This window comes from Dyella sp. 2YAF14 (genome assembly GCF_052114725.1).
Lineage (GTDB): Bacteria > Pseudomonadota > Gammaproteobacteria > Xanthomonadales > Rhodanobacteraceae > Dyella.
The window spans coordinates 107,712-125,806 of the sequence record NZ_JBFRFH010000004.1 but is presented as its reverse complement, the minus strand read 5'-3'; the positions used below and the strand labels follow the sequence as shown (position 1 = coordinate 125,806).

Genomic DNA, 18,095 nt, shown 5'->3' with positions numbered 1-18,095 from the left:
TGCTGCGACCGACCTTGCGGCGCCCCGCACGGCGGACATAGATTCGCCGCACCGTAGGTATCGAGGGAGAGCGAGCCATGCGAGTACTGGTAGCAGCACTGATGGGCGGGATCGTGATGTTTATCTGGGGCGCCGTGGCACATATGGCGCTGGGGTTGGGCGATGTCGGCATGCATCAGCCGGTGGCCGAAGACACGGTCTTAGCCAGCCTGCGGCCCGGATTGGGCGATCAGACCGGCGTCTACATCGTTCCCTCGGTCGACCCGGCCAAGATGCACGACAAGGCCGTGATGGAGGCCTATTCGGCCAAGACCAAGACAGCGCCGTATGCCTTCATCGTCTACATGCCCCAGGGCGAAGACCTCTCCGACATGAGCGGCCAGCTGCCGCGGCAATGGGCGTCGGACACCTTGTCTGCGCTCGCACTGGCCTTCGTGATGGGCCTGGCCGCCTTCAGCTTCATGACCCGCCTGAGCATCGCCCTGGCAGCCTCCGTGTTCGCCTGGCTGAGCACCCTGGTGCCGTACTGGAACTGGTACCGCTTCCCCACCAACTTCACCCTGGCCGCCCTGATCGAACAAGTCGTCGGCTGGCTCCTCGCCGGCGCCGTGATGGCGTGGTGGCTGGGGCGGAATGGGCGAAGGGTGCACTGATCCGTAGCGCTGGTCGCGCACAGGGCCTGTTCCCTTAATGCATTAGTCGAGGTCCCTGTCGCACAGGGACCCCGCTCCCTTGTAGGAGCGCACTTGTGCGCGACCCGCCCGGTGATGGCCCGGCGCACTGATCGGCGCCCCGGTCGCGCACAAGTGCGCTCCTACAGAGGTTCCGTTCCCTTGTAGGAGCGCACCCTGTGCGCGACCCACACCCACCGCCAAACCCAACCTTGCCCGCAGACGCCCCAATCCGACCTTCCGGGGCTTCGGCCACCCCAAAACCCCAACATTGCCCCCCAACACGCCCCCCAGCGATAATCCAAGGTTCCAAGCCCCACATCTGGATTGATCATGCTGGACCCCGCACTGCTGCGTTCGCGCCTGGCCGAAACCGCCGCGCGCCTCAAGGACACCCGTGGCTACGAACTCGACGTGGCCGCCATCGAGGCGCTGGAGAGCCAGCGCAAGCAGTTGTCCACCGAGACGCAGGAGCTGCAGAACCTGCGCAATACGCGGTCCAAGGCGATCGGCCAGGCCAAGGCCAGGGGTGAAGACGTCGCCCCGCTGATGGCCGAAGTCGCCGGCATCGGCGACAAGCTCAAGGCCAACGAGCACGCCCTGACCGACGTGCAGGCCAAGCTGGCCGATATTGCGCTCGGCATCCCCAATATCCCGCACGAGTCCGTGCCGCTGGGCAACGACGAAACCCAGAATGCCGAACAGCTGCGCTGGGGCACGCCGCGCACGTTCGATTTCCCGGTGAAGGATCACGTCGACCTCGGCGCCCGCCACGGCTGGCTCGATGCCGACGCCGGCGCCAAGCTGTCCGGCGCGCGCTTCACCGTGCTGCGCGGCCAGCTCGCCCACCTGCATCGCGCACTCGCCCAGTTCATGCTCGACCTGCAGACCGGCGAGCACGGCTACCTCGAATGCAACGTGCCGCTGATCGTCAACGCCGACACCATGAAGGGCACCGGCCAGCTGCCGAAGTTCGAGGACGACCTGTTCTCCACCGAGGTCAACGAGAGCAAGCGCTACCTCATCCCTACCGCCGAAGTGGCGCTGACCAACCTCGTCGCCGACAGCATCATCGAAGCGGACGCACTGCCGATGCGCCTCACCGCGCACTCCATGTGCTTCCGCGCCGAAGCGGGCAGCTACGGCCGCGACACGCGCGGCATGATCCGCCAGCACCAGTTCGAGAAAGTCGAAATGGTACAGATCGCCGTGCCCGAACACTCGCACGCCCAGCTCGAAGAAATGGTCGGCCACGCGGAGAAAGTGCTGCAGCTGCTGAACCTGCCGTACCGCAAGGTGCTGCTGTGCACCGGCGACATGGGCTTCTCGGCCATCAAGACCTACGACATGGAAGTGTGGCTGCCCAGCCAGAACACCTACCGCGAAATCTCCTCGTGCTCCAACTGTGGCGACTTCCAGGCCCGCCGCATGCAGGCCCGCTGGCGCAACCCGGCCACCGGCAAGCCCGAACTGGTGCACACCCTCAACGGTTCCGGCCTCGCCGTGGGCCGCACCCTGGTCGCCGTGATGGAGAACTACCAGAACGCCGACGGTTCCATCACCGTGCCCGAGATGCTGCGCCCGTACCTGCGCAACCTCACGCAGATCGCCTAAGGCCACCGCATGAGCATCCAGCGCTGGGACAAAGTGGAACTCGCCGCCAGCTACACCTTGCTGGTGATCCTGGCGACCGAGCTGCTCACCCGTCTCGGCCTGGTCACCATGTTCCCCATGGCCACGGTGGACCTGGTGCTCAGCGCCATCGCCACCGTGCTGGTGGTGGGCTCCTTCTGGTTCGCCCGCCACAGCCGTAACCTGCGCTTCGCCATCATCGCCTTCGCCTCGGCGGCGCAGCTGGTGCCGATGGTGATCCGCCAACCGATCCTGCTACTCCCGCTGCTTGGGGCGGCTGTTCCAGTCGCCATCATGCTGTGGGCGATGATTGCCTTGTCGAAAAAAGGGCAGGGAGCGGCGCCGCATTCCTGATAGGATGGCGACCCTGCATTTGCTCGTCATTCCGGCGTAGGCCGGAATCCAGCGCCTCGGTAGTAACAGAGGCCACAAGCTACACCGCTGTAACGGATCACCCGTCCACAGTGACAATTCGGAGAGATGGCCGAGCGGTTTAAGGCAGCAGTCTTGAAAACTGCCGTAGGTGTAAGCCTACCGTGGGTTCGAATCCCACTCTCTCCGCCAGTAATAAGAATAAACCCCTGATTTCAAGGGGTTTTTTCGTTTCTTGCATTTCGTATCCGTGGTTCTACCCGTGACGCAGAAGCGCGGGTATGAGTCGAAGCCTATAAGGACTGTCGACAACTACGTGATCACGAAGGTGGACCTGCGCATGGCAACCCAGGCCAAGTTGCTGGCGGCGCCCGAGTCCGGTTCTATGTTGGTTCTTTGGATTGATCCAGGCGTATGTGTCCCGCCAGAGCCCATCAAGGAAGCGTTTGGCATGAAGCGCCCGGGCCGTCCTGCGATGGACGACCCCAGTTCGTTCTCAATGGACACACCTGTGACGTGGGGAAAGTTCTCGATCACGATTCGCTCGACACCGGGCGGAGCTGAATGCGTGGATGGAGTGGTGATCGACAACAGCCAGCGACATCGGGGTTAGGCTCACTTCCAAGTTGCGAGAAGTGAACCTGACCTCGTTCTCTGAAGTCGCCTAATCAACGAGAGGACGATAAGCGCGCACCACAGGCTTCGCCCTTTCCAGGTCGTACCGCGCCTGCAGTGCCAGCCAGTAAAAGGCGGTGGTGTCGAAGGCGAGAGAGAGGCGGATGGCGATCTTGGGCGTGATCGGGAGAGTGTCGGCGATGAACGCTTTGATCTGATTGGAGGGTATGCCGGTTCGACGGGCAAGTTGGGCGGGGTTGAGTGCGCTCGGAATCAGGTAGGCGTGCAGCAAGATGTCGCCCGGGGCTCGCAGCGGTTGCGAGGGGTCCACTTCCGAATGCGGGGTGAGCTGGATCAGTTCCATGGTGGTTCCTCCCTGTCGGACACGGCCGTGCAGCGGATAGGCGCTTACAGCGCTCCGTGTCAGTGAATGCTTGGCAGCTTCGTCGGTGATCGCCCGAGTGCAGCGCATCGCCATACCGGCCGATGCGCCGCCACGGCGATCATCGGAGGCGTGTGGTGTTCACTCGAGACTCGTCAGCGAGCAGGCGGGCGTACTGCTGAAGACAGTGGATCGCCGTGCTCAGGCTGGCCGTGACGGCCACGGGAAGCGGCCATGGCAGCGCTCTGCCGGGGAATCCCCTCGCCTGCGCGTGGCGGCACTGCTCGCTGTCCAAACGCAGGCGCGTGTCCATCTGGGCGGGGCGGCGCGTGACGGCAACGAGCCGACCGAATGTCAGCACCATTCCCTTAGATGACCTGAAGGCGGTGTTTGCACTGCGATAGGGTCATCGTTTTTCTGGAATCAAGAACCAAGTAAGAGCGCAATTACGCTGTCGATGTTCGCTCAAATGGCATCTATAGGTGGCGTAGTCGGACCGTCCATAGAAGCTTCAACGTCTGTTAGGAGGATCTAAAAATGGAAGCATTGAACGCAAGTGATAGCGCAGCCGTTTCCGGTGGCAGAGCCGGCATCAGCTATGGCGGCGATATTGGTGGCCTAGTTGGTGGATCTGCTTGCGATACGTTCCTTACTGACTAATGGAAATCCTCGACAAGTGTGTTCCGATCTGGGCTGTCCTTTTCACTACTCTCGGTGCTATTGGGGGTATGGCAAGGAATAGGAAGGTCACTTACGCCGCGCTAGCGCTCATGGCAGTCATCCTGTTGTGGCGCATCATCGCGTAGCCAAAGATAGCCCCGCGAATACGGGACGGAAAACGGGACTGAGGTAGTTAGCTCGTTTCGCCATCCTTTCTGGCAACGCTGCATAACTAACCACTGGCGAGACGGAGGGAGTCAAATCGTCCCTCCGTTCTCTTTGGCTCAGAAGCTTAACTACGTACGTCCCGTTTTCCGGCGAGGATTTGGCACCCAGGCACGCAACCTCAGTGCGGTAGCGGAGGTGGATCCACAGGGTCTCTTGTTGCGTGGTATTCAGTCGTGAGCCACATCAAACCCATACTGGTGTTTTGCAGCGACAAGGACCACGCCTGGGTCCAGCCTCCGTTCGTGATGCTGACGATGCTGGAACATTGGCAACCGGCTTCTCGGTCGCCACCGAGGTGCGTGCAAACGTGCAGGATGCAATGGCTAGCATGGTCGCGGCGACCATCAATGCAGAACGGTTCATTCCCCTCTCCCTGGGCGTAGGTCCAGTGTTCGATCGGAACCGGCGACGGATGCCGCCGGTTCACTATGGTTTGCCGATCAACCCTTGAACGGCGCGAGGAACTGGTCCTTGCCCTTTTCCAGTGCCTGGAAATAGGCATTGGTCAGGCCGGGGAACGACGGCGGCTCATCCCACTTGCCATCGGACGCAATGCGAATGCCCACCGGCGAGTACCACTCGTAGGCGTTGGTGGCGAGGTTCACCTCGTAGCCCAGTCCGGTCACCACGCCCATCGGCTCGCTGGTGGGGATATAGGCAGAGTAGGGTCGCTCAAAGCCAACCTGCTGGATGTCGATGACAACCAGGTGATCGACCGAGTACTTCGCGCGCAGCGACGTGAAGTCCTTCTTTGCAAAATCGGGTCCGCTGGTTTTGGCGCTGGGAAGCTTGGACACGTCGATGTCTTCATTGATGACGACGGCATCGATGCCACGCTTGCGCAGAAGACTGCCAACGTCTTCCTTCAGTTTGGAAAGCCCTTCTTCGGGCAGCGAGTGCGAGTAAGTGGTGAGCTTGGAATTGGCCATCGACGCGGCGGCCATGCACAGCAGGCAGCCAGCGCCCGGAGTATAGACGTCCGATTTGGGCAGCGTCGTCATGATGACGCCGACCTTCTGCGCATTGGCATTCTGCGCGTCAGGAGAAAACGCGATAGGCCTCTGCGGCGCCGCCGCACACCCAGTCAACAAGGCAGCCGCGGCTGCCAGAACGACTCCGATACGAAACTGCATGTGTTGCTCCCTGTGGTTGTCGGACGGTATGGACATGTTCTGGGCGACGCGCCCATGACTACGCTGCGCGAACGTCTGGGTACGCGCGAGCCAGCCATCGGCTCAGTGTGCGAAATGGGATCGGGTGCGCGCGTCAGGTGATCGCAGCGCAGGACGTCGGACAGGATCTCGCTGGATCCATGCGCACACGATCGCGACAACCGGAACGGTCGCCTTGCGGAACGAAGATGCGTTGGTCGAGATATCTGGCGATCGCGCGCAATCGCGCTGCCGCAAAATGCGGTCGCAAATTGTTTTTCATAAATCCCCCTGAGCTAAAAGCTAGCATGGCGATTTACGACTCGCTAGAGTTTGCGGGGGGATTTTTGCAATCGTAATTGTCGTAATAATTTGCGATACGGGCGGCGGTCGCCTCTGCTCCATGGGAGCGTGTGGCGATTCTCGTCATTAGAGTGGCTAAGATTGTCCGGCGCGCTTTAGTCGTGCCGAAAAGGGGGAATATGAAAAAGGTCTTTCAGATCCTTGGCGGGATCTTTTTGGCGTTGCTTTTGATCATCGCCGTGATGGTCGGTATCGGCGTCTATCAAGGGACTCGCCTGGACTCGTCCAGCAAGGCTTATGTCGAGACGAACGTGAAACCTGTGGTTGCGACCTGGTCGAAAGACGAGCTGCTGAAGCGCTCCTCACCGCAACTGATGGCGATTCTGGCCAAGGATCCCGACCAGGTGGATCGATTGTTCGCAAAGCTCTCCAAACTCGGCGCACTGAAGAGCCTGGGCGAGCCGAAGGGGCAATCGCTTGTCGCGGTCAATATCGGTAGCGGCAAGGCGGTCAGTGCGTCCTACACGGAATCGGGCGAATTTGAGAACGGTCACGCCGAGCTCAATATTCGACTGATCCAAATTGACGGCCAATGGCGCTTCCTGACGTTCTACGTGAACTCGCCAATCTTGCTCCAGTAGCTTTGGAAAATCGGGCTTGGAGAGGGGCCCATTTTCGAGAGGGGGCGGGCGCAGCGTTAGTTGCGTGCGTATCGCAGGCTTTCAAACACCAGGAGGGTGCGGTGAAAGAAAATCGCTCGGGACGTGGCCAGTTCAACCTGAGCGGACTCGCTGGATTTCTCGCGTTCTGCATCATTCTGGGTGTCCTGATCTCGTTTCATTCTCGAAATATCGACAGGGTCAGTGCGTTTGTCTTTCTCGGTTTTCGTTTTGCGACCGGAATCATGTTGATGTGGATGATCTGGTCCTCACGTCTCCGCGGCGGGGCGAAAGGCCGCAGCATGCCTCGCTGGTACCGAAAATGGTTTCTCGGCGAGGATGACCAATCGCCGCGATAAACAGCATCGCCCGATGCCGACCCAAATCGGTCATGGCTGCGCTGACAAGCCGGATGGCGGTCAGGCGACGCGGATCTCAGAGTTAGCCATCCAAACGGAGTATTTGATCGCCATTGAACTTCGATAACATGCAAAGGGGCGGGCACGTTAGGGGCGGCCTGCCAAAGGGGAATCCACCAGCCATGCATCCAGGGGCACACCCGTGCGGCGGCCCGTTCGCATGCGTGACAGGTGGAATGCTGGAATCGTCTTGTCAACTCAACAGGGGAACTCGATCGTGATGAAGAAGGTACTAGGGACGTTCGCGACTGCGGCTTGCATGCTTGTTCTCGCTGGTTGCTCGGCCACGCCGACCAAGCCGGCGGACTCGGCACCGAGCATCGTCTACAACAAGCCGGAAACGGCGGTCCAGAAGGCAGCTGTTGATGCGCTCGTAGCCAACGGTTTCGTGGTCAGCCGATCCGATGCGGAGTATGTCGAAGGTGCGCGGCCGCACAAGGTGGGCCTCGTGGTCGGCTCTGGTGGTGAATCCGCGGGCGTCTGGCTCTCGTCGCTAGGCAGCGATAAGACCGCAGTGAAGGTCAGCACGGCCAAGTCGTTTGCCGGCATGGCAGGCCAGAAGAGCTGGGACAAGGAAATCATTGCCGAGATGGATAAGAGCATCGGCTCGCATCAATAACCGCATTTGACGAAACGGTGCGAGGAAGATCATGAAGAACTTAGTGTGGATGGTCTTCCTCGCATCCGGCCTGTGCGGCTGCATGGCGACGACGGGAAACTATCGATCGTTGAACCAAGGCAGCCCCGCCCGGCCGCCTGATTGCGATGTCGCGGTGTTCAAGGACCAGCATCCAGCCAGGCCCTACGTGGCGATCTCGCAACTGAATGTGCATCTCGAGAAGACCTTCTTCGCACCTTCCGACTTTGCATCGGCAAAAGGCGAACTGCGAAAGCAGGCCTGCCTGTCGGGCGCCGACGGCGTCATCGACATTGAAGAGAAGAACTCCAGGTATTTGGAGACGCGTATCTACAACCTGTCTGCTACGGGGATCAAGTTATTGGATCCGGGCTCTGCGCCATAGGGACATCCTGAAAGCGCGTAGTTTGCACATCATCTAACGAGGGCGTTGTGAAGACACCGGACGAATTCATTCGGGTGGTCGCCGAGCGAAAGGCTAATGGCGACTGGAAGTCAGGGCGCAGGAAGCCGGCAGTAATCATCGTTACAGTGATACTCGCATTGATTCTGCTTGCCGCAGGAGGAAGCGGCGTCATACGGCTTACTCTGGCGTTTGAAAGGGTGACGCAAAGCCAAGACTCCCTCCTTGGATGGTTGGCCGTTTTCGTGCGCGCCCTGATCATCGCAGCTCTGGCTTCGGCAACACTTTACGCGTGCTTCAATCGACCACGCTGGGGCCGTGCTGTTTCGATCGTCTTCGGCATGGTTTTCTGCGCGTTCGCGGGATACGTACTGGTCGTTCCCGATCCGCATCCAGTATTCCAGATCGCCCCAGGCGCGGAACAGGTCGGCGCTTACATTGGCCAGGCAATGATGGCTTTGGGCATCATCGCTTATGCGCGGGCAATCTTTTTTGGTGCAAAAGCCAAAGCCTACTTCTCGGGTATCTGACAACGAAGTGCCTAAGATGAGAACCGCAATGGGATACCGCAGTTTTGTTCACGTCCAGGTCGCTTGTGCATTAGTTGTCATTCTCGCCGCCAGTACGCTTGGACTGAGAACGATAGGTGTCACAAGCACGCCTCCGCTGACGCTTGCGCTGAAACTAAGCTGGGTCTACGCGCTTCCGCTGGCGGCGTCGATCATGGCGGTGATGTTCGAGCGGGCAGGATCACCTGATGCCATCTTGGGCTATCGCTCTGAAGCTACCGGCCCGTCATTGCGTCAAGCGATACTTCAGAACACCCTGGAGCAGGCGTCTCTGGGCTTCATGGCGTTGCTGGCATTTGGATGTAGTTGCCCGCCACAGCGCGCGGGTCTGCTGATGGTTGCTGCGTCTTTGTTTATTGGCGGGCGCCTGCTTTTTGTGGCTGGTTACGCGATTTCTCCGATGTACCGCTTCTTTGGATTCTCGCTCAACTTTTATGCGAGTTGCGCTTTGTTGGGCGGCGCAATCTGGTTTCAGTGTGTGGCGCAATGAGCGCCCGACTTTCGCGCGAAGAGCGGGTTCAGTTCCGGGATCAGTCAACGGAGCAGATGCTCCGCTTAACATGACCCAATTCACAAGAATCATCTAAAACCATCTGCATTTGCAGAAGGGTCACGCACCTGACATAAGCCATGACTAGGTTCCCCGGGTCACACATCTACGGGGAACAACATGTCGCGCTTTGGCTCTTGGCTGTTTGCAGTCTGTTTCTTCGTGTCCGGTGCTTCGCTTGCCGGTACGGCTTGTCCGAATTTCTTTGTCGCGGGCAAGGCGCCTGCGTTGGACGCGTCGCTGTTGAGTCGTACGACGGAGGTTTGTCACACGGAGTACGTGTTGTTTGCGTCGGGTGTCACGAAGGGTCCGCTGTATTCTGCTGAGCATTTGACGGCGGCCCAGATCGCCGGGGCGAACTCGATCAGTCGTGATGGTTCCTGGCATCAGGAAACGGGCATCCCGGCGGCGGATCGCTCGCAGTCGTCCGACTATACGAACAGCGGTTACGACCGTGGGCACATGAGCCCGGCCGGCGATCCGTCGACGATCCCGTCGGAGGACGAGACGTTCTCGATGGCCAACGTCGTGCCGCAGCTGCACGTGCTGAATGCGGGCGAGTGGGAGAAGATCGAGGACTCCGTGCGCAATCTCGCGACCCAGCTGGGTGAGGTGTACGTGGTCACCGGTCCGGCGTTCGCTACGGATTCGATCCCGACGATCGGCAAGGACGCGGTTGCGGTGCCGGCCTATACGTGGAAGGCGGTGTACGAGCCGGGTGTGGGCGCGGCCGCGTTTCTGTGCACCAACATCACCAATTACACCTGCGCCGTGGTTTCGCTGGACGACGTGAAGACCATGTCCGGCGTCGATCCGTTTCCCTCGCTGTCCGCGTCGATGAAGTCCAATCCGATTCACTTGACGCTGCCCTGATTCGTCAGGCCAGGCAGTTGGACAGACCTGCGCGGGGCTGAGCCAGTGTGCTCGCCCCGCGTTTTTCTTTTGGCGCCGAAGTTAGCTTCAGTCTGAGAACTCGGCGCCTGCGCGGCGTTCCCGTCGCAGCGCGAGCTCGTCGTCCATGTGGTGCGGAAAGCTGGCTCGGCTTGAGCCTCCCATCTCCCCGTGCCACGATTCCGGAGTGACCACCACTCCCCCCAGCCTCCACGACCTGACCCGCCTGCGCCGCGTCCGCGACCGCATCGATCGCGAGTATGCGGAGCCGCTGGATGTCGAGGCTTTGGCGCGGGGCGTGCAGATGTCGGCAGGTCATTTGAGCCGGCAGTTTCGGGCGGCCTATGGCGAGTCGCCTTATGCGTATCTGATGACGCGGCGCATCGAGCGCGCGATGGCGTTGTTGCGGCGTGGGGATCTCAGCGTCACTGACGTTTGTTTCACGGTGGGTTGCGCGTCCTTGGGTACGTTCACCACGAGGTTCACGGAATTGGTGGGCATGTCGCCGGGTGTCTATAAGCGGCAGGAATCTCAGGCCACGGCAGGTATGCCGTCGTGCGTGGCCAAACAGGTGACGCGGCCGATCAGGAATCGAGAAGCGCCGGCCGCGGAGCCCGATCTAGACTGAGGCCATGGATTTCACCACCACTGAGAGGAACGCCATGGATATCTCCATACACTCGAGCTTTCTGCCGCAGAACGACCCGGACGCCGCCCTGGCTTTCTATCGCGACACGCTGGGCTTCGAGGTGCGCAACGACGTGGGTTACGGCGGCAAGCGCTGGATCACGGTGGGGCCGGCGGGGCAGCCGGGCATCAACGTGGTGCTGTATCCGCCGGAGGCCAGCCCCGGCATTACGGACGACGAACGCCGCACCATTGCCGAGATGATGGCCAAGGGCACGTTCGGCATCATTCTGTTGGCCACCAAGGATCTGGCTGGCACGTTTGAGAAACTGCAGGCGAGCGACGCGGACATCGTGCAGGAGCCGACCGATCAGCCGTATGGCGTGCGCGACTGTGCGGTGCGTGATCCCGCCGGCAACATGATCCGTATCCAGCAACTGCGCTGAAACGCAGCCCATCCAACCATGAGCGGGAGGACGCCATGAATCCATCGGAACGCATCGACGCGCTGATCGAAGGCATCACGGATTGGCGTGGCAAGACGCTGGCCGACGTGCGCAAGGCCTTTCTCGATGCCGACAAGGAGATCGTGGAGGAATGGAAGTGGATGGGCAGCCCCACCTGGTATCGCGACGGCATCATCGCGGTGGCCAATGCGCACAAGGAGAAGGTGAAGATCACCTTCTCGCATGGCGCGAAGCTTGACGACCCCGACCAGCTGTTCAACAACGGCCTGGGCGGCAGCACCTGGCGTGCGATTGATCTGCTCGAGGGCGACAAGGTCAACAAGACCGCCCTGAAGAAACTGGTGAAGGCGGCCATTGCCTATAACCAGTCCAAGGCGAGAAAGCCGGCATCGGCATCGCGCAAGGCGGCTGCAAAAGTGGCCACCAAGGCTGGCAAGACAGCCCGCAAGACGGTTGCCAGGACAGCGGCCAAGAAGACCGTGAAGAAAGCCGCCAAAACCAAGGCGTAAGGACTATTCGTTGCCTGCCCTTGGCCTCGCGCGTCGCGAGGTCAGCTGCTGCTGGGTTTTTTCCAGGTCGAAGCGCCACTGCAAGGCCATCCAGTAGAACGCGGTGGGTTCGAGTGCGCAGGCTAGTCGTAGGGCGATTTCCGGCGTGATGCGCCGGGTGCCAAGGGTGATGCCCTTGAGATGGCTGGCCCGCACGCCGGTGCGTCGACCGAGTTGGGCGGCGCTGAGATCGCGCGGGAGCATGTAGTCGTGCAGCAGTACATCGCCGGGGCGGCGTAGCGGGGTGTCGGGATCCACATCCAGGCGCGGGTCCAGTTGGGTGAGGCACATAAGAGTTTTCCTGTCGGACACGGCGGCAGTGTGGCTAGGCGACTACAGCCATCCGTGTCGGTGAATATCGGGGGCTACTGTCAGCCAGCATCCGTGGTGACCGGCTGGCCTTTGCGTTCGGTACGCCGCGGGGAAGTTCGGCGGACGGATGACGCGTTCATTTCACTGTGCGATCGAGCAACCCTGCGTATTGGCACAAATAGTGGATCGCCGCACCGATGCCATCGTCGTAGACCGGGGTAAAACGGCCATCAGCTGGGCTCCATAGGCCATCCCCAGGTACTGCCTGTGCACGCAGGTTCCGTTATCGGCAAGGAGGTCGGCGAGGGTATCGGCAACCTGCGCGATGCCGTCTTGCTGGGTGTGTGAGCACTGCATGGGCCCCCTCGCGTACGCGACGTGGGGGCATGAGGGAGGGGCCGTAGGAGGGGGCCATCCATGGCAAAGAACGAGCGGATGAGTGCCGTATGATCCGGCGCAGCCATGATCAACTTCCTGTCTTAGTTGTTGATGGTGAGCGGGTCGTCATGGGTGCCAGCCCATGCGACCCGCGTTACTCGCGGCAGGTTTGCCGTGGCCGCTCGCGCCTACCGATCAGGCACCACGCGTAGCGGCGTATGGCAACGTAACAAAGTGGGTTACGGCAGGCTGTCGGGCTTCATCGCGGACACGTGTTTGATATAGGTGACACATGGCGAAGTTCGCTGCCGAGGCGCGCGCCGGGGGAAGTGACGCGGCGCAGGACTGCGACGGCAGGCCACGAGGTCGGGGGAGTCTGGCGGCGTGTAGGGTGCGCGCGGTGGGGAATAAACGCTCTCTGGCACCGGTATGAATCGAAAGCGCAGCGCCACGTGACGCCACGCCGCAGCATGTTTCGCGTGCCACGGGCGTCGCGAAATGCGATCATCTCTGGAGCCTACTCAAGGGTTGGGAAGCAGTTTGATTCGGCGCAGGACATCACGGCGGTTTGTGGCATGGTTGGCGGTCGCCGCCATGTGGCTGCTGGTGGCTGCTCCCACGGTCTCCCGTGTGCTTCCGGCCTTGGTGTCGACGGACATGGCTGCCCACGCCGGCATGGACCATGCGTCGATGCCCGGCATGGACGATATGCCCGGCATGGTTCATCTGCCTGGCATGCCTGGCATGCCGGACATGCCGGGCGATCCGGCCCAGCACCTGGACCATTGCGGCTACTGCACGATGCTGGCGCATACGCCGCTGCTCTCGGGTGCGGTGGTTGCTCTCCTGCTCGCCGCACCGCTGCCGGCGGTCGCGCCTGTCGCGCGTTCCAGCATCACCTGGCACGCGCAGCCCGTGCTCAGCGCACATCCGCGGGGACCACCGTCCATCCAGCTGGGATGACGGCTTGATGGTGGGCGCCTGTCTGGCGCGCCCACCGCTATCGACGGCAAACACAGGGGATGGTGCGTAGGCGCGCGGGATCGCGTGCACGTGCCTGCGTCCCTGTGCTTGCCCGTGCCCCAGCCATGCGTCGCCTCGCGACGCTGGCCACAACGGATGTCTTGTCATGCGCTTTTCTTTCCTGCGCGGAGCGGCCCTTGGATTGCCGCTCACGTTGCTTGCTTCATCCATCGCCTGGGCGCAGAGCGGCCCCAGCGATCAGCCGGACGCGCCGATTCCGGAATCGGACGTCACCAGCCTTGGGCCGGTGAAAGTGACTGCCGCCGCACAGCAGCTGGCCGCGCCCGGTTTCCCTGCCACGCTGGCATCCGTGCAGGCGGAGCGCGTGGAGGCCACCATCAATGCGGTGGATGTGGAGGACGCCGCGAAATACCTGCCAAGCATCTTCATCCGCAAGCGCAACTACGGCGACACCCAGCCGGTGCTCGCCACGCGCAACTGGGGCGTCAATTCCAGTGCGCGCACGCTGGTCTATATCGACGATATTCCGATCTCGGCGCTGATCGCCAACAACAACACGATCGGTGCGCCGCGCTGGGGCATGACCTCGCCGGAGGCGATCGACCACATCGACATGATGTATGGGCCGTACTCGGCGGCGTATGCGGGCAATTCGATGGGCGGGGTGATGCATATCGTCACGCGCATGCCGGAGAAAACCGAAGTCACCATCAAGCAGACCGAGGCGGTGCAGTCGTTCGACCTGTATGGCACGCACGACAACTTCAGCACCAGCCAGACCAGCCTCACGGCGGGCGGGCATAGCGGCAAGCTCGGCTGGTTCTTTGGCGCGAGCGCGACGAACAGCTTCAGCCAGCCGCTGTCCATCATCACCGGCGGTACGACGCCGGCGGGCACCAGCGGCACGGTTCCCGCGCTGAACAAGATGGGGCAGGTGGCCAATGTCTACGGCGCCGGCGGCCTGCTGCATACGCGCATGCTCGACCTCAACGGCGAGCTGACCTATGACCTTACCCCGCAGTGGAAGCTGAGTTACCTGGTGGGCTATTGGAGCAATCATGGCCAGTCGAACACGGACACTTATTTGACGGATGGTGCGGGCGATCCGACCTACGGCAAGTTCGCGGGATTTGCCAGCAACCTCTACCAGCTCAGTGCGCATCACCTGATGCAAGGTCTGTCGCTGAAGTCCGATACCAAGGGCGACTACGATGCTTCGTTCGTGGCCACGCATTACGCCTTCCTCAAGGACAACCAGTGGCAACCGGCAGGCGTCACCAACGGCACGGGAGTCACCACCAACGGACGCCTGGCGAGCTACGGCGGCACGCAGTGGTCCACGGCAGATGCCACCGGCATCTGGCGTCCGCAGGGATATGGCGGTGCGCACGAGGTGTCGATCGGCGCGCATGCCGATCAGTACGAGCTGAATAATCCCACCACCAATCTGAGCAACTGGCAGGACCCGGACAGTCTGACCACGCTGTATTCGACGGGCCGCGGCAAGACGCAGACGCAGGCGCTGTGGCTGCAGGATCAATGGAGTTTTGCGCCGGACTGGATGCTCACGCTGGGCGGTCGCTATGAGTGGTGGAAGGCCAGCGACGGCTACAACTTCAGCGGCAAGACGGCGGTGCAGCAGCCGGTGGAGAAGGCCGACGGCTTCTCGCCCAAGGCTACGCTGCAATGGAACGTGGCCGATAGCTGGCGTCTCACAGGTTCGCTGGCCAAGGCGATCCGCTTTCCCACGGTGGGCGAGCTGTACCAGCTGGTGTCCACGGGCTCCACCTTCAGCGTGCCCAACCCCGATCTGAAGCCGGAAACCGCGCGCAGCGGCGAGCTGGCCGTGGAACACTCGATCGAGCAGGGTCTGCTGCGCGTGTCGCTGTTCCAGGAGAACACCAGGAACGCACTGGTGTCCCAAACTTCCACGTTGCCGAACGTCGCAGTGCCGGTGAGCTACGTGATGAACGTCGGCGAGCTGCGCAATCGCGGCATCGAGCTGGTGGCGCAGAAGGACAATGTACTCGTGCGCGGGCTGGAGCTCTCCGGCAGCGTGACCTTTGTCGATTCCACGGTGCTGTCCAACGATAGTTTTGTCAGCGCCACGGGCACCACGTCGGAAGGCAAGCATGCGCCCTACGTGCCGCGCTGGCGTGCCACGGCGGTGGCGACGTACCGGCCCGATGCGCAGTGGGCGTTTACGCTGGCCGGGCGTTACAGCGGCAAGCAGTACTCCACGCTGGACAACACCGACAACACGCCGCATGTGTTTGGCGCGTTCGACAAGTTCACGGTGTTTGATGTGCGCGCGCACTATCAGATCAACGAGCATCTGGCGGCGTCGTTTGGCATCGATAATTTCACCAACGAGAAGTACTACCTGTATCACCCGTTTCCGCAGAGGACGTTTGTGGCGGATGTGAAGATGAGTCTTTGAGGGGAGGGTGCGGCGGGTTGAAGTCGCGCACAGGGTGCGCTCCCACAGGGTAGGGCTAGGGGCCTGGCGGTCGGACGACTCGCCGGGCTCCTGCACATCTCGCCAACGCAACAGGATTAAACTGGCACCCGGAATCCAAGGGAGGCCAGGTGATGTTCAAGAACATTCTTCTGCCGGTGGACGGTTCCGAGCGTGCGTTGAAGGCGGTGGAAACGGGTATCGAGCTGGCGGCCAAGCTGGAGGCGAAGGTATTCGCCGTGCATGTGATGCCGCCGCTGTCCACGGTGTCCTTCATGTCCGAGCTGCTGCAGCACAGCGGCTGTTACAGCGAAGTGGCCAAGACGCGTGCGCAGACCTATCTCGATGAAGTGGCCAAGCGCGCCAGCGCAATGAACGTGCCCTGCGAAACGGAGTACATGTTCGACCTGCGTCCGGACGTGGCGATCGTGGCTGCCGCGGCCAAGCATCATTGCGACCTGATCGTGATGAGGTCGCGCGGGTCCGAGGGCCTGGAGCGCGTGCTGCTGGGCAGCGTGCCGCACAAAGTGATGCTTTGCTGTAACACTCCGGTGCTGATCTGCCAGTGAGCGACGCGGCCGGCTAGATCTGGTCGGCGGGCGGCACCAGGTGATGCTTGACCTGGATGGCATCGAGCCGGTCGCAGACCCAGGCGCGGTCGCCGGGCTGGGCGTGATCCTGGATGGCCTGGGCCAGGCTGGTGAAGCTGTTCCAGAAGTCGCCAGGCGCAGGGCTGGTCTGCACCAGACGCGGGACGGATTCGTCCAACGCGTCCAGCATTTGCTCGAGTTGCGCGTGCGTGTGGGTCATGCGGCGAGCCTACGCCCACGGCCCGTCAAGGCCGCGCAAAGGACTTAGCCAAAGTCTCACGGCGCATTAACGGGCTCAGAGGCAACGTTTGTATCCCACCCCCATGACGATGCGGTGCTTTATGGAATGGGATCGCGACAACGACTTGCTATCGCGCGCCTGCGACGAGCTGATCGAGCAGAACGCGTTGCTCCAGCAGGAGATCGAGCTGCTACGCGCCCAGCTGCGCCGGCATCCGACCGGCGAGCTGCAGATTCGCGAGGCGCGTCGCCAGATGGACGAATGGCAGGAAGCGACCCATGGACACACGCCGCTTCCGCTGGGTCAGCAAGAGATAGCAGCGTACTGAGGCCTACATCACCAGCACGATCTTGCCGATGTGCCGGCTGCTTTCCATTTCGCGGTGCGCATCGGCCGCACGCGCGAGCGGATAGCTGGCGTGAATCATCGGCAGACAGCGGCCTTGCGCCAGCAGCGGCCACACATGCTCTTTCAGCGAGGCGGCGATGGCCGCCTTTTCTTGTGCCGTGCGAGGGCGCATGGCCGAGCCGGTGACCACGGCGCGCTTGGTCATGATGCTGTGCAGGTTCACCTGTTCGGCGGTGCCGCCGCCGAGAAAGCCGATCAGCAACAAGCGTCCGTCGCGTGCGAGCGTAGCCAGGTTGTCGGCGAAATAGGCGGCGCCCATGATGTCCAGAATCACATCGGCGCCACGCCCCTCGGTGCGCGCGAGCACCACTTCGACGAACGATTCCTGCCGGTAGTTGATCGGCTCGCCGCCGAGGTCGCGGATGGCTTCGCATTTCTCGATGCCGCCGGCGGTGGCGAACGTGCGCAGCCCAAATTCGCGACACAGCATCAGTGCAGTGGTGCCGATGCCGCTGCTGCCGCCATGGATCAAGGCCACTTCGCCACGCCGTGCGTGACCCATCAGAAAGAGGTTGGCCCACACCGTGAAAAACGTTTCGGGAATCGCCGCGGCCTGCAGCATCGATACGCCATGAGGGATCGGCAACACCTGTCCTTCGGGCGCGACGCAGTACTCGGCATAGCCGCCGCCATTGGTCAATGCGCAGACCTCATCGCCTACCGCATGGGTAGTGACGCCCTCACCGATGGCTGCCACGATGCCAGCCACTTCCAGTCCGGGCAGGGGGTTGGCGCCGGGCGGAATCGGATAATTGCCCTGGCGTTGCAACACGTCGGGGCGATTCACGCCCGCGGCCCTCACATGGATCAACACTTCGCCAGCCTGAGGCACAGGCACCGGCACTTGTTGCGGCTTCAGTACGTCCGCAGGGCCGGGCGCAGTGATCTGGATGGCCGTCATGACGGCCGGGAGCGATGGACGCATGGAGCGCTCCTGGCA

General features: G+C 61.8%; 23 protein-coding genes and 1 tRNA gene. 19 read left to right on the top strand and 5 right to left on the bottom strand.

The annotated features are described in order from the left end of the window. Window positions 1-77: 77 nt before the first annotated feature. The 5 genes from AB4Y82_RS09020 (at window position 78) to AB4Y82_RS09000 (ending at window position 3,288) form a co-directional block, all read left to right on the top strand. Window positions 78-653: a hypothetical protein gene (locus AB4Y82_RS09020; RefSeq protein ID WP_441603301.1), complete on the top strand. Its 576-nt coding sequence runs from the start codon at window positions 78-80 to the stop codon at window positions 651-653. A gap of 351 nt (window positions 654-1,004) precedes the next feature. Then, complete coding sequence (gene serS, locus AB4Y82_RS09015) at window positions 1,005-2,285, top strand: serine--tRNA ligase (RefSeq protein WP_441603302.1); 1,281 nt, start codon at window positions 1,005-1,007, stop codon at window positions 2,283-2,285. A 9-nt stretch (window positions 2,286-2,294) separates the two neighbouring features. Beyond that, window positions 2,295-2,657 carry an LrgA gene (locus AB4Y82_RS09010; protein ID WP_441611242.1) on the top strand — a complete coding sequence of 121 codons (363 nt, stop codon included), beginning with the start codon at window positions 2,295-2,297 and terminating at the stop codon, window positions 2,655-2,657. 120 nt (window positions 2,658-2,777) lie between these two features. Then, a tRNA-Ser gene (locus AB4Y82_RS09005) sits at window positions 2,778-2,867 on the top strand. Window positions 2,868-2,937: 70 nt separating this feature from the next. Beyond that, window positions 2,938-3,288 (top strand): hypothetical protein, encoded by a 351-nt coding sequence (locus AB4Y82_RS09000; protein WP_441611241.1) that lies wholly within the window; start codon window positions 2,938-2,940, stop codon window positions 3,286-3,288. A 51-nt stretch (window positions 3,289-3,339) separates the two neighbouring features. Here AB4Y82_RS09000 and AB4Y82_RS08995 read toward each other — a convergent pair whose 3' ends face one another. Further along, on the bottom strand, window positions 3,340-3,654 hold the full coding sequence (locus tag AB4Y82_RS08995) for a HigA family addiction module antitoxin (protein ID WP_441611240.1): 315 nt from the start codon (window positions 3,652-3,654) through the stop codon (window positions 3,340-3,342). A gap of 1,346 nt (window positions 3,655-5,000) precedes the next feature. Beyond that, entirely contained in the window at window positions 5,001-5,693 is a 693-nt protein-coding gene (locus tag AB4Y82_RS08990; protein ID WP_441611239.1) for a hypothetical protein, read from the bottom strand. A gap of 500 nt (window positions 5,694-6,193) precedes the next feature. Between AB4Y82_RS08990 and AB4Y82_RS08985 the strand changes: the two genes are divergently transcribed. The 10 genes from AB4Y82_RS08985 (at window position 6,194) to AB4Y82_RS08940 (ending at window position 11,745) form a co-directional block, all read left to right on the top strand. Next, on the top strand, window positions 6,194-6,655 hold the full coding sequence (locus tag AB4Y82_RS08985; protein WP_441611238.1) for a hypothetical protein: 462 nt from the start codon (window positions 6,194-6,196) through the stop codon (window positions 6,653-6,655). Window positions 6,656-6,756: 101 nt separating this feature from the next. Then, window positions 6,757-7,032, top strand: a complete 276-nt coding sequence (locus AB4Y82_RS08980) for a hypothetical protein (RefSeq protein ID WP_441611237.1) — start codon at window positions 6,757-6,759, stop codon at window positions 7,030-7,032. A gap of 319 nt (window positions 7,033-7,351) precedes the next feature. After that, window positions 7,352-7,711 carry a hypothetical protein gene (locus AB4Y82_RS08975; protein WP_441611236.1) on the top strand — a complete coding sequence of 120 codons (360 nt, stop codon included), beginning with the start codon at window positions 7,352-7,354 and terminating at the stop codon, window positions 7,709-7,711. Between the two features lie 31 nt (window positions 7,712-7,742). Then, window positions 7,743-8,114: a hypothetical protein gene (locus AB4Y82_RS08970; protein WP_441603305.1), complete on the top strand. Its 372-nt coding sequence runs from the start codon at window positions 7,743-7,745 to the stop codon at window positions 8,112-8,114. Between the two features lie 47 nt (window positions 8,115-8,161). Next, the gene (locus tag AB4Y82_RS08965) at window positions 8,162-8,662 is read left to right on the top strand and encodes a hypothetical protein (protein WP_441611235.1); all 501 of its coding nucleotides are present in this window, start codon (window positions 8,162-8,164) and stop codon (window positions 8,660-8,662) included. Between the two features lie 28 nt (window positions 8,663-8,690). After that, on the top strand, window positions 8,691-9,191 hold the full coding sequence (locus AB4Y82_RS08960; protein WP_441611234.1) for an MAPEG family protein: 501 nt from the start codon (window positions 8,691-8,693) through the stop codon (window positions 9,189-9,191). Between the two features lie 180 nt (window positions 9,192-9,371). Then, window positions 9,372-10,124, top strand: coding sequence for a DNA/RNA non-specific endonuclease (locus tag AB4Y82_RS08955; RefSeq protein ID WP_441611233.1), 753 nt, complete (start codon window positions 9,372-9,374; stop codon window positions 10,122-10,124). 205 nt (window positions 10,125-10,329) lie between these two features. Further along, window positions 10,330-10,770 (top strand): helix-turn-helix transcriptional regulator, encoded by a 441-nt coding sequence (locus AB4Y82_RS08950; protein ID WP_441603308.1) that lies wholly within the window; start codon window positions 10,330-10,332, stop codon window positions 10,768-10,770. Between the two features lie 34 nt (window positions 10,771-10,804). Next, entirely contained in the window at window positions 10,805-11,215 is a 411-nt protein-coding gene (locus tag AB4Y82_RS08945) for a VOC family protein (RefSeq protein ID WP_441603309.1), read from the top strand. 35 nt (window positions 11,216-11,250) lie between these two features. Then, window positions 11,251-11,745 carry a DUF1801 domain-containing protein gene (locus tag AB4Y82_RS08940; RefSeq protein ID WP_441603310.1) on the top strand — a complete coding sequence of 165 codons (495 nt, stop codon included), beginning with the start codon at window positions 11,251-11,253 and terminating at the stop codon, window positions 11,743-11,745. Between the two features lie 3 nt (window positions 11,746-11,748). On the opposite strand, the gene AB4Y82_RS08935 is transcribed toward AB4Y82_RS08940, so the two are convergent. Beyond that, window positions 11,749-12,075, bottom strand: a complete 327-nt coding sequence (locus AB4Y82_RS08935; RefSeq protein ID WP_441603311.1) for a HigA family addiction module antitoxin — start codon at window positions 12,073-12,075, stop codon at window positions 11,749-11,751. Between the two features lie 897 nt (window positions 12,076-12,972). On the opposite strand from AB4Y82_RS08935, the gene AB4Y82_RS08930 reads away from it, so the two are divergent. The 3 genes from AB4Y82_RS08930 (at window position 12,973) to AB4Y82_RS08920 (ending at window position 16,485) form a co-directional block, all read left to right on the top strand. Beyond that, on the top strand, window positions 12,973-13,437 hold the full coding sequence (locus AB4Y82_RS08930; RefSeq protein WP_441603312.1) for a DUF2946 domain-containing protein: 465 nt from the start codon (window positions 12,973-12,975) through the stop codon (window positions 13,435-13,437). A gap of 166 nt (window positions 13,438-13,603) precedes the next feature. Next, entirely contained in the window at window positions 13,604-15,898 is a 2,295-nt protein-coding gene (locus AB4Y82_RS08925; RefSeq protein ID WP_441603313.1) for a TonB-dependent receptor, read from the top strand. 152 nt (window positions 15,899-16,050) lie between these two features. Then, window positions 16,051-16,485 (top strand): universal stress protein, encoded by a 435-nt coding sequence (locus tag AB4Y82_RS08920; RefSeq protein ID WP_441603314.1) that lies wholly within the window; start codon window positions 16,051-16,053, stop codon window positions 16,483-16,485. A gap of 13 nt (window positions 16,486-16,498) precedes the next feature. Here AB4Y82_RS08920 and AB4Y82_RS08915 read toward each other — a convergent pair whose 3' ends face one another. Beyond that, window positions 16,499-16,726: a hypothetical protein gene (locus tag AB4Y82_RS08915; RefSeq protein WP_441603315.1), complete on the bottom strand. Its 228-nt coding sequence runs from the start codon at window positions 16,724-16,726 to the stop codon at window positions 16,499-16,501. A 121-nt stretch (window positions 16,727-16,847) separates the two neighbouring features. On the opposite strand from AB4Y82_RS08915, the gene AB4Y82_RS08910 reads away from it, so the two are divergent. Next, window positions 16,848-17,075: a hypothetical protein gene (locus tag AB4Y82_RS08910; RefSeq protein WP_441611232.1), complete on the top strand. Its 228-nt coding sequence runs from the start codon at window positions 16,848-16,850 to the stop codon at window positions 17,073-17,075. A 3-nt stretch (window positions 17,076-17,078) separates the two neighbouring features. On the opposite strand, the gene AB4Y82_RS08905 is transcribed toward AB4Y82_RS08910, so the two are convergent. Next, window positions 17,079-18,080, bottom strand: coding sequence for an NAD(P)H-quinone oxidoreductase (locus tag AB4Y82_RS08905; protein WP_441603317.1), 1,002 nt, complete (start codon window positions 18,078-18,080; stop codon window positions 17,079-17,081). Between the last annotated feature and the right edge of the window lie 15 nt (window positions 18,081-18,095).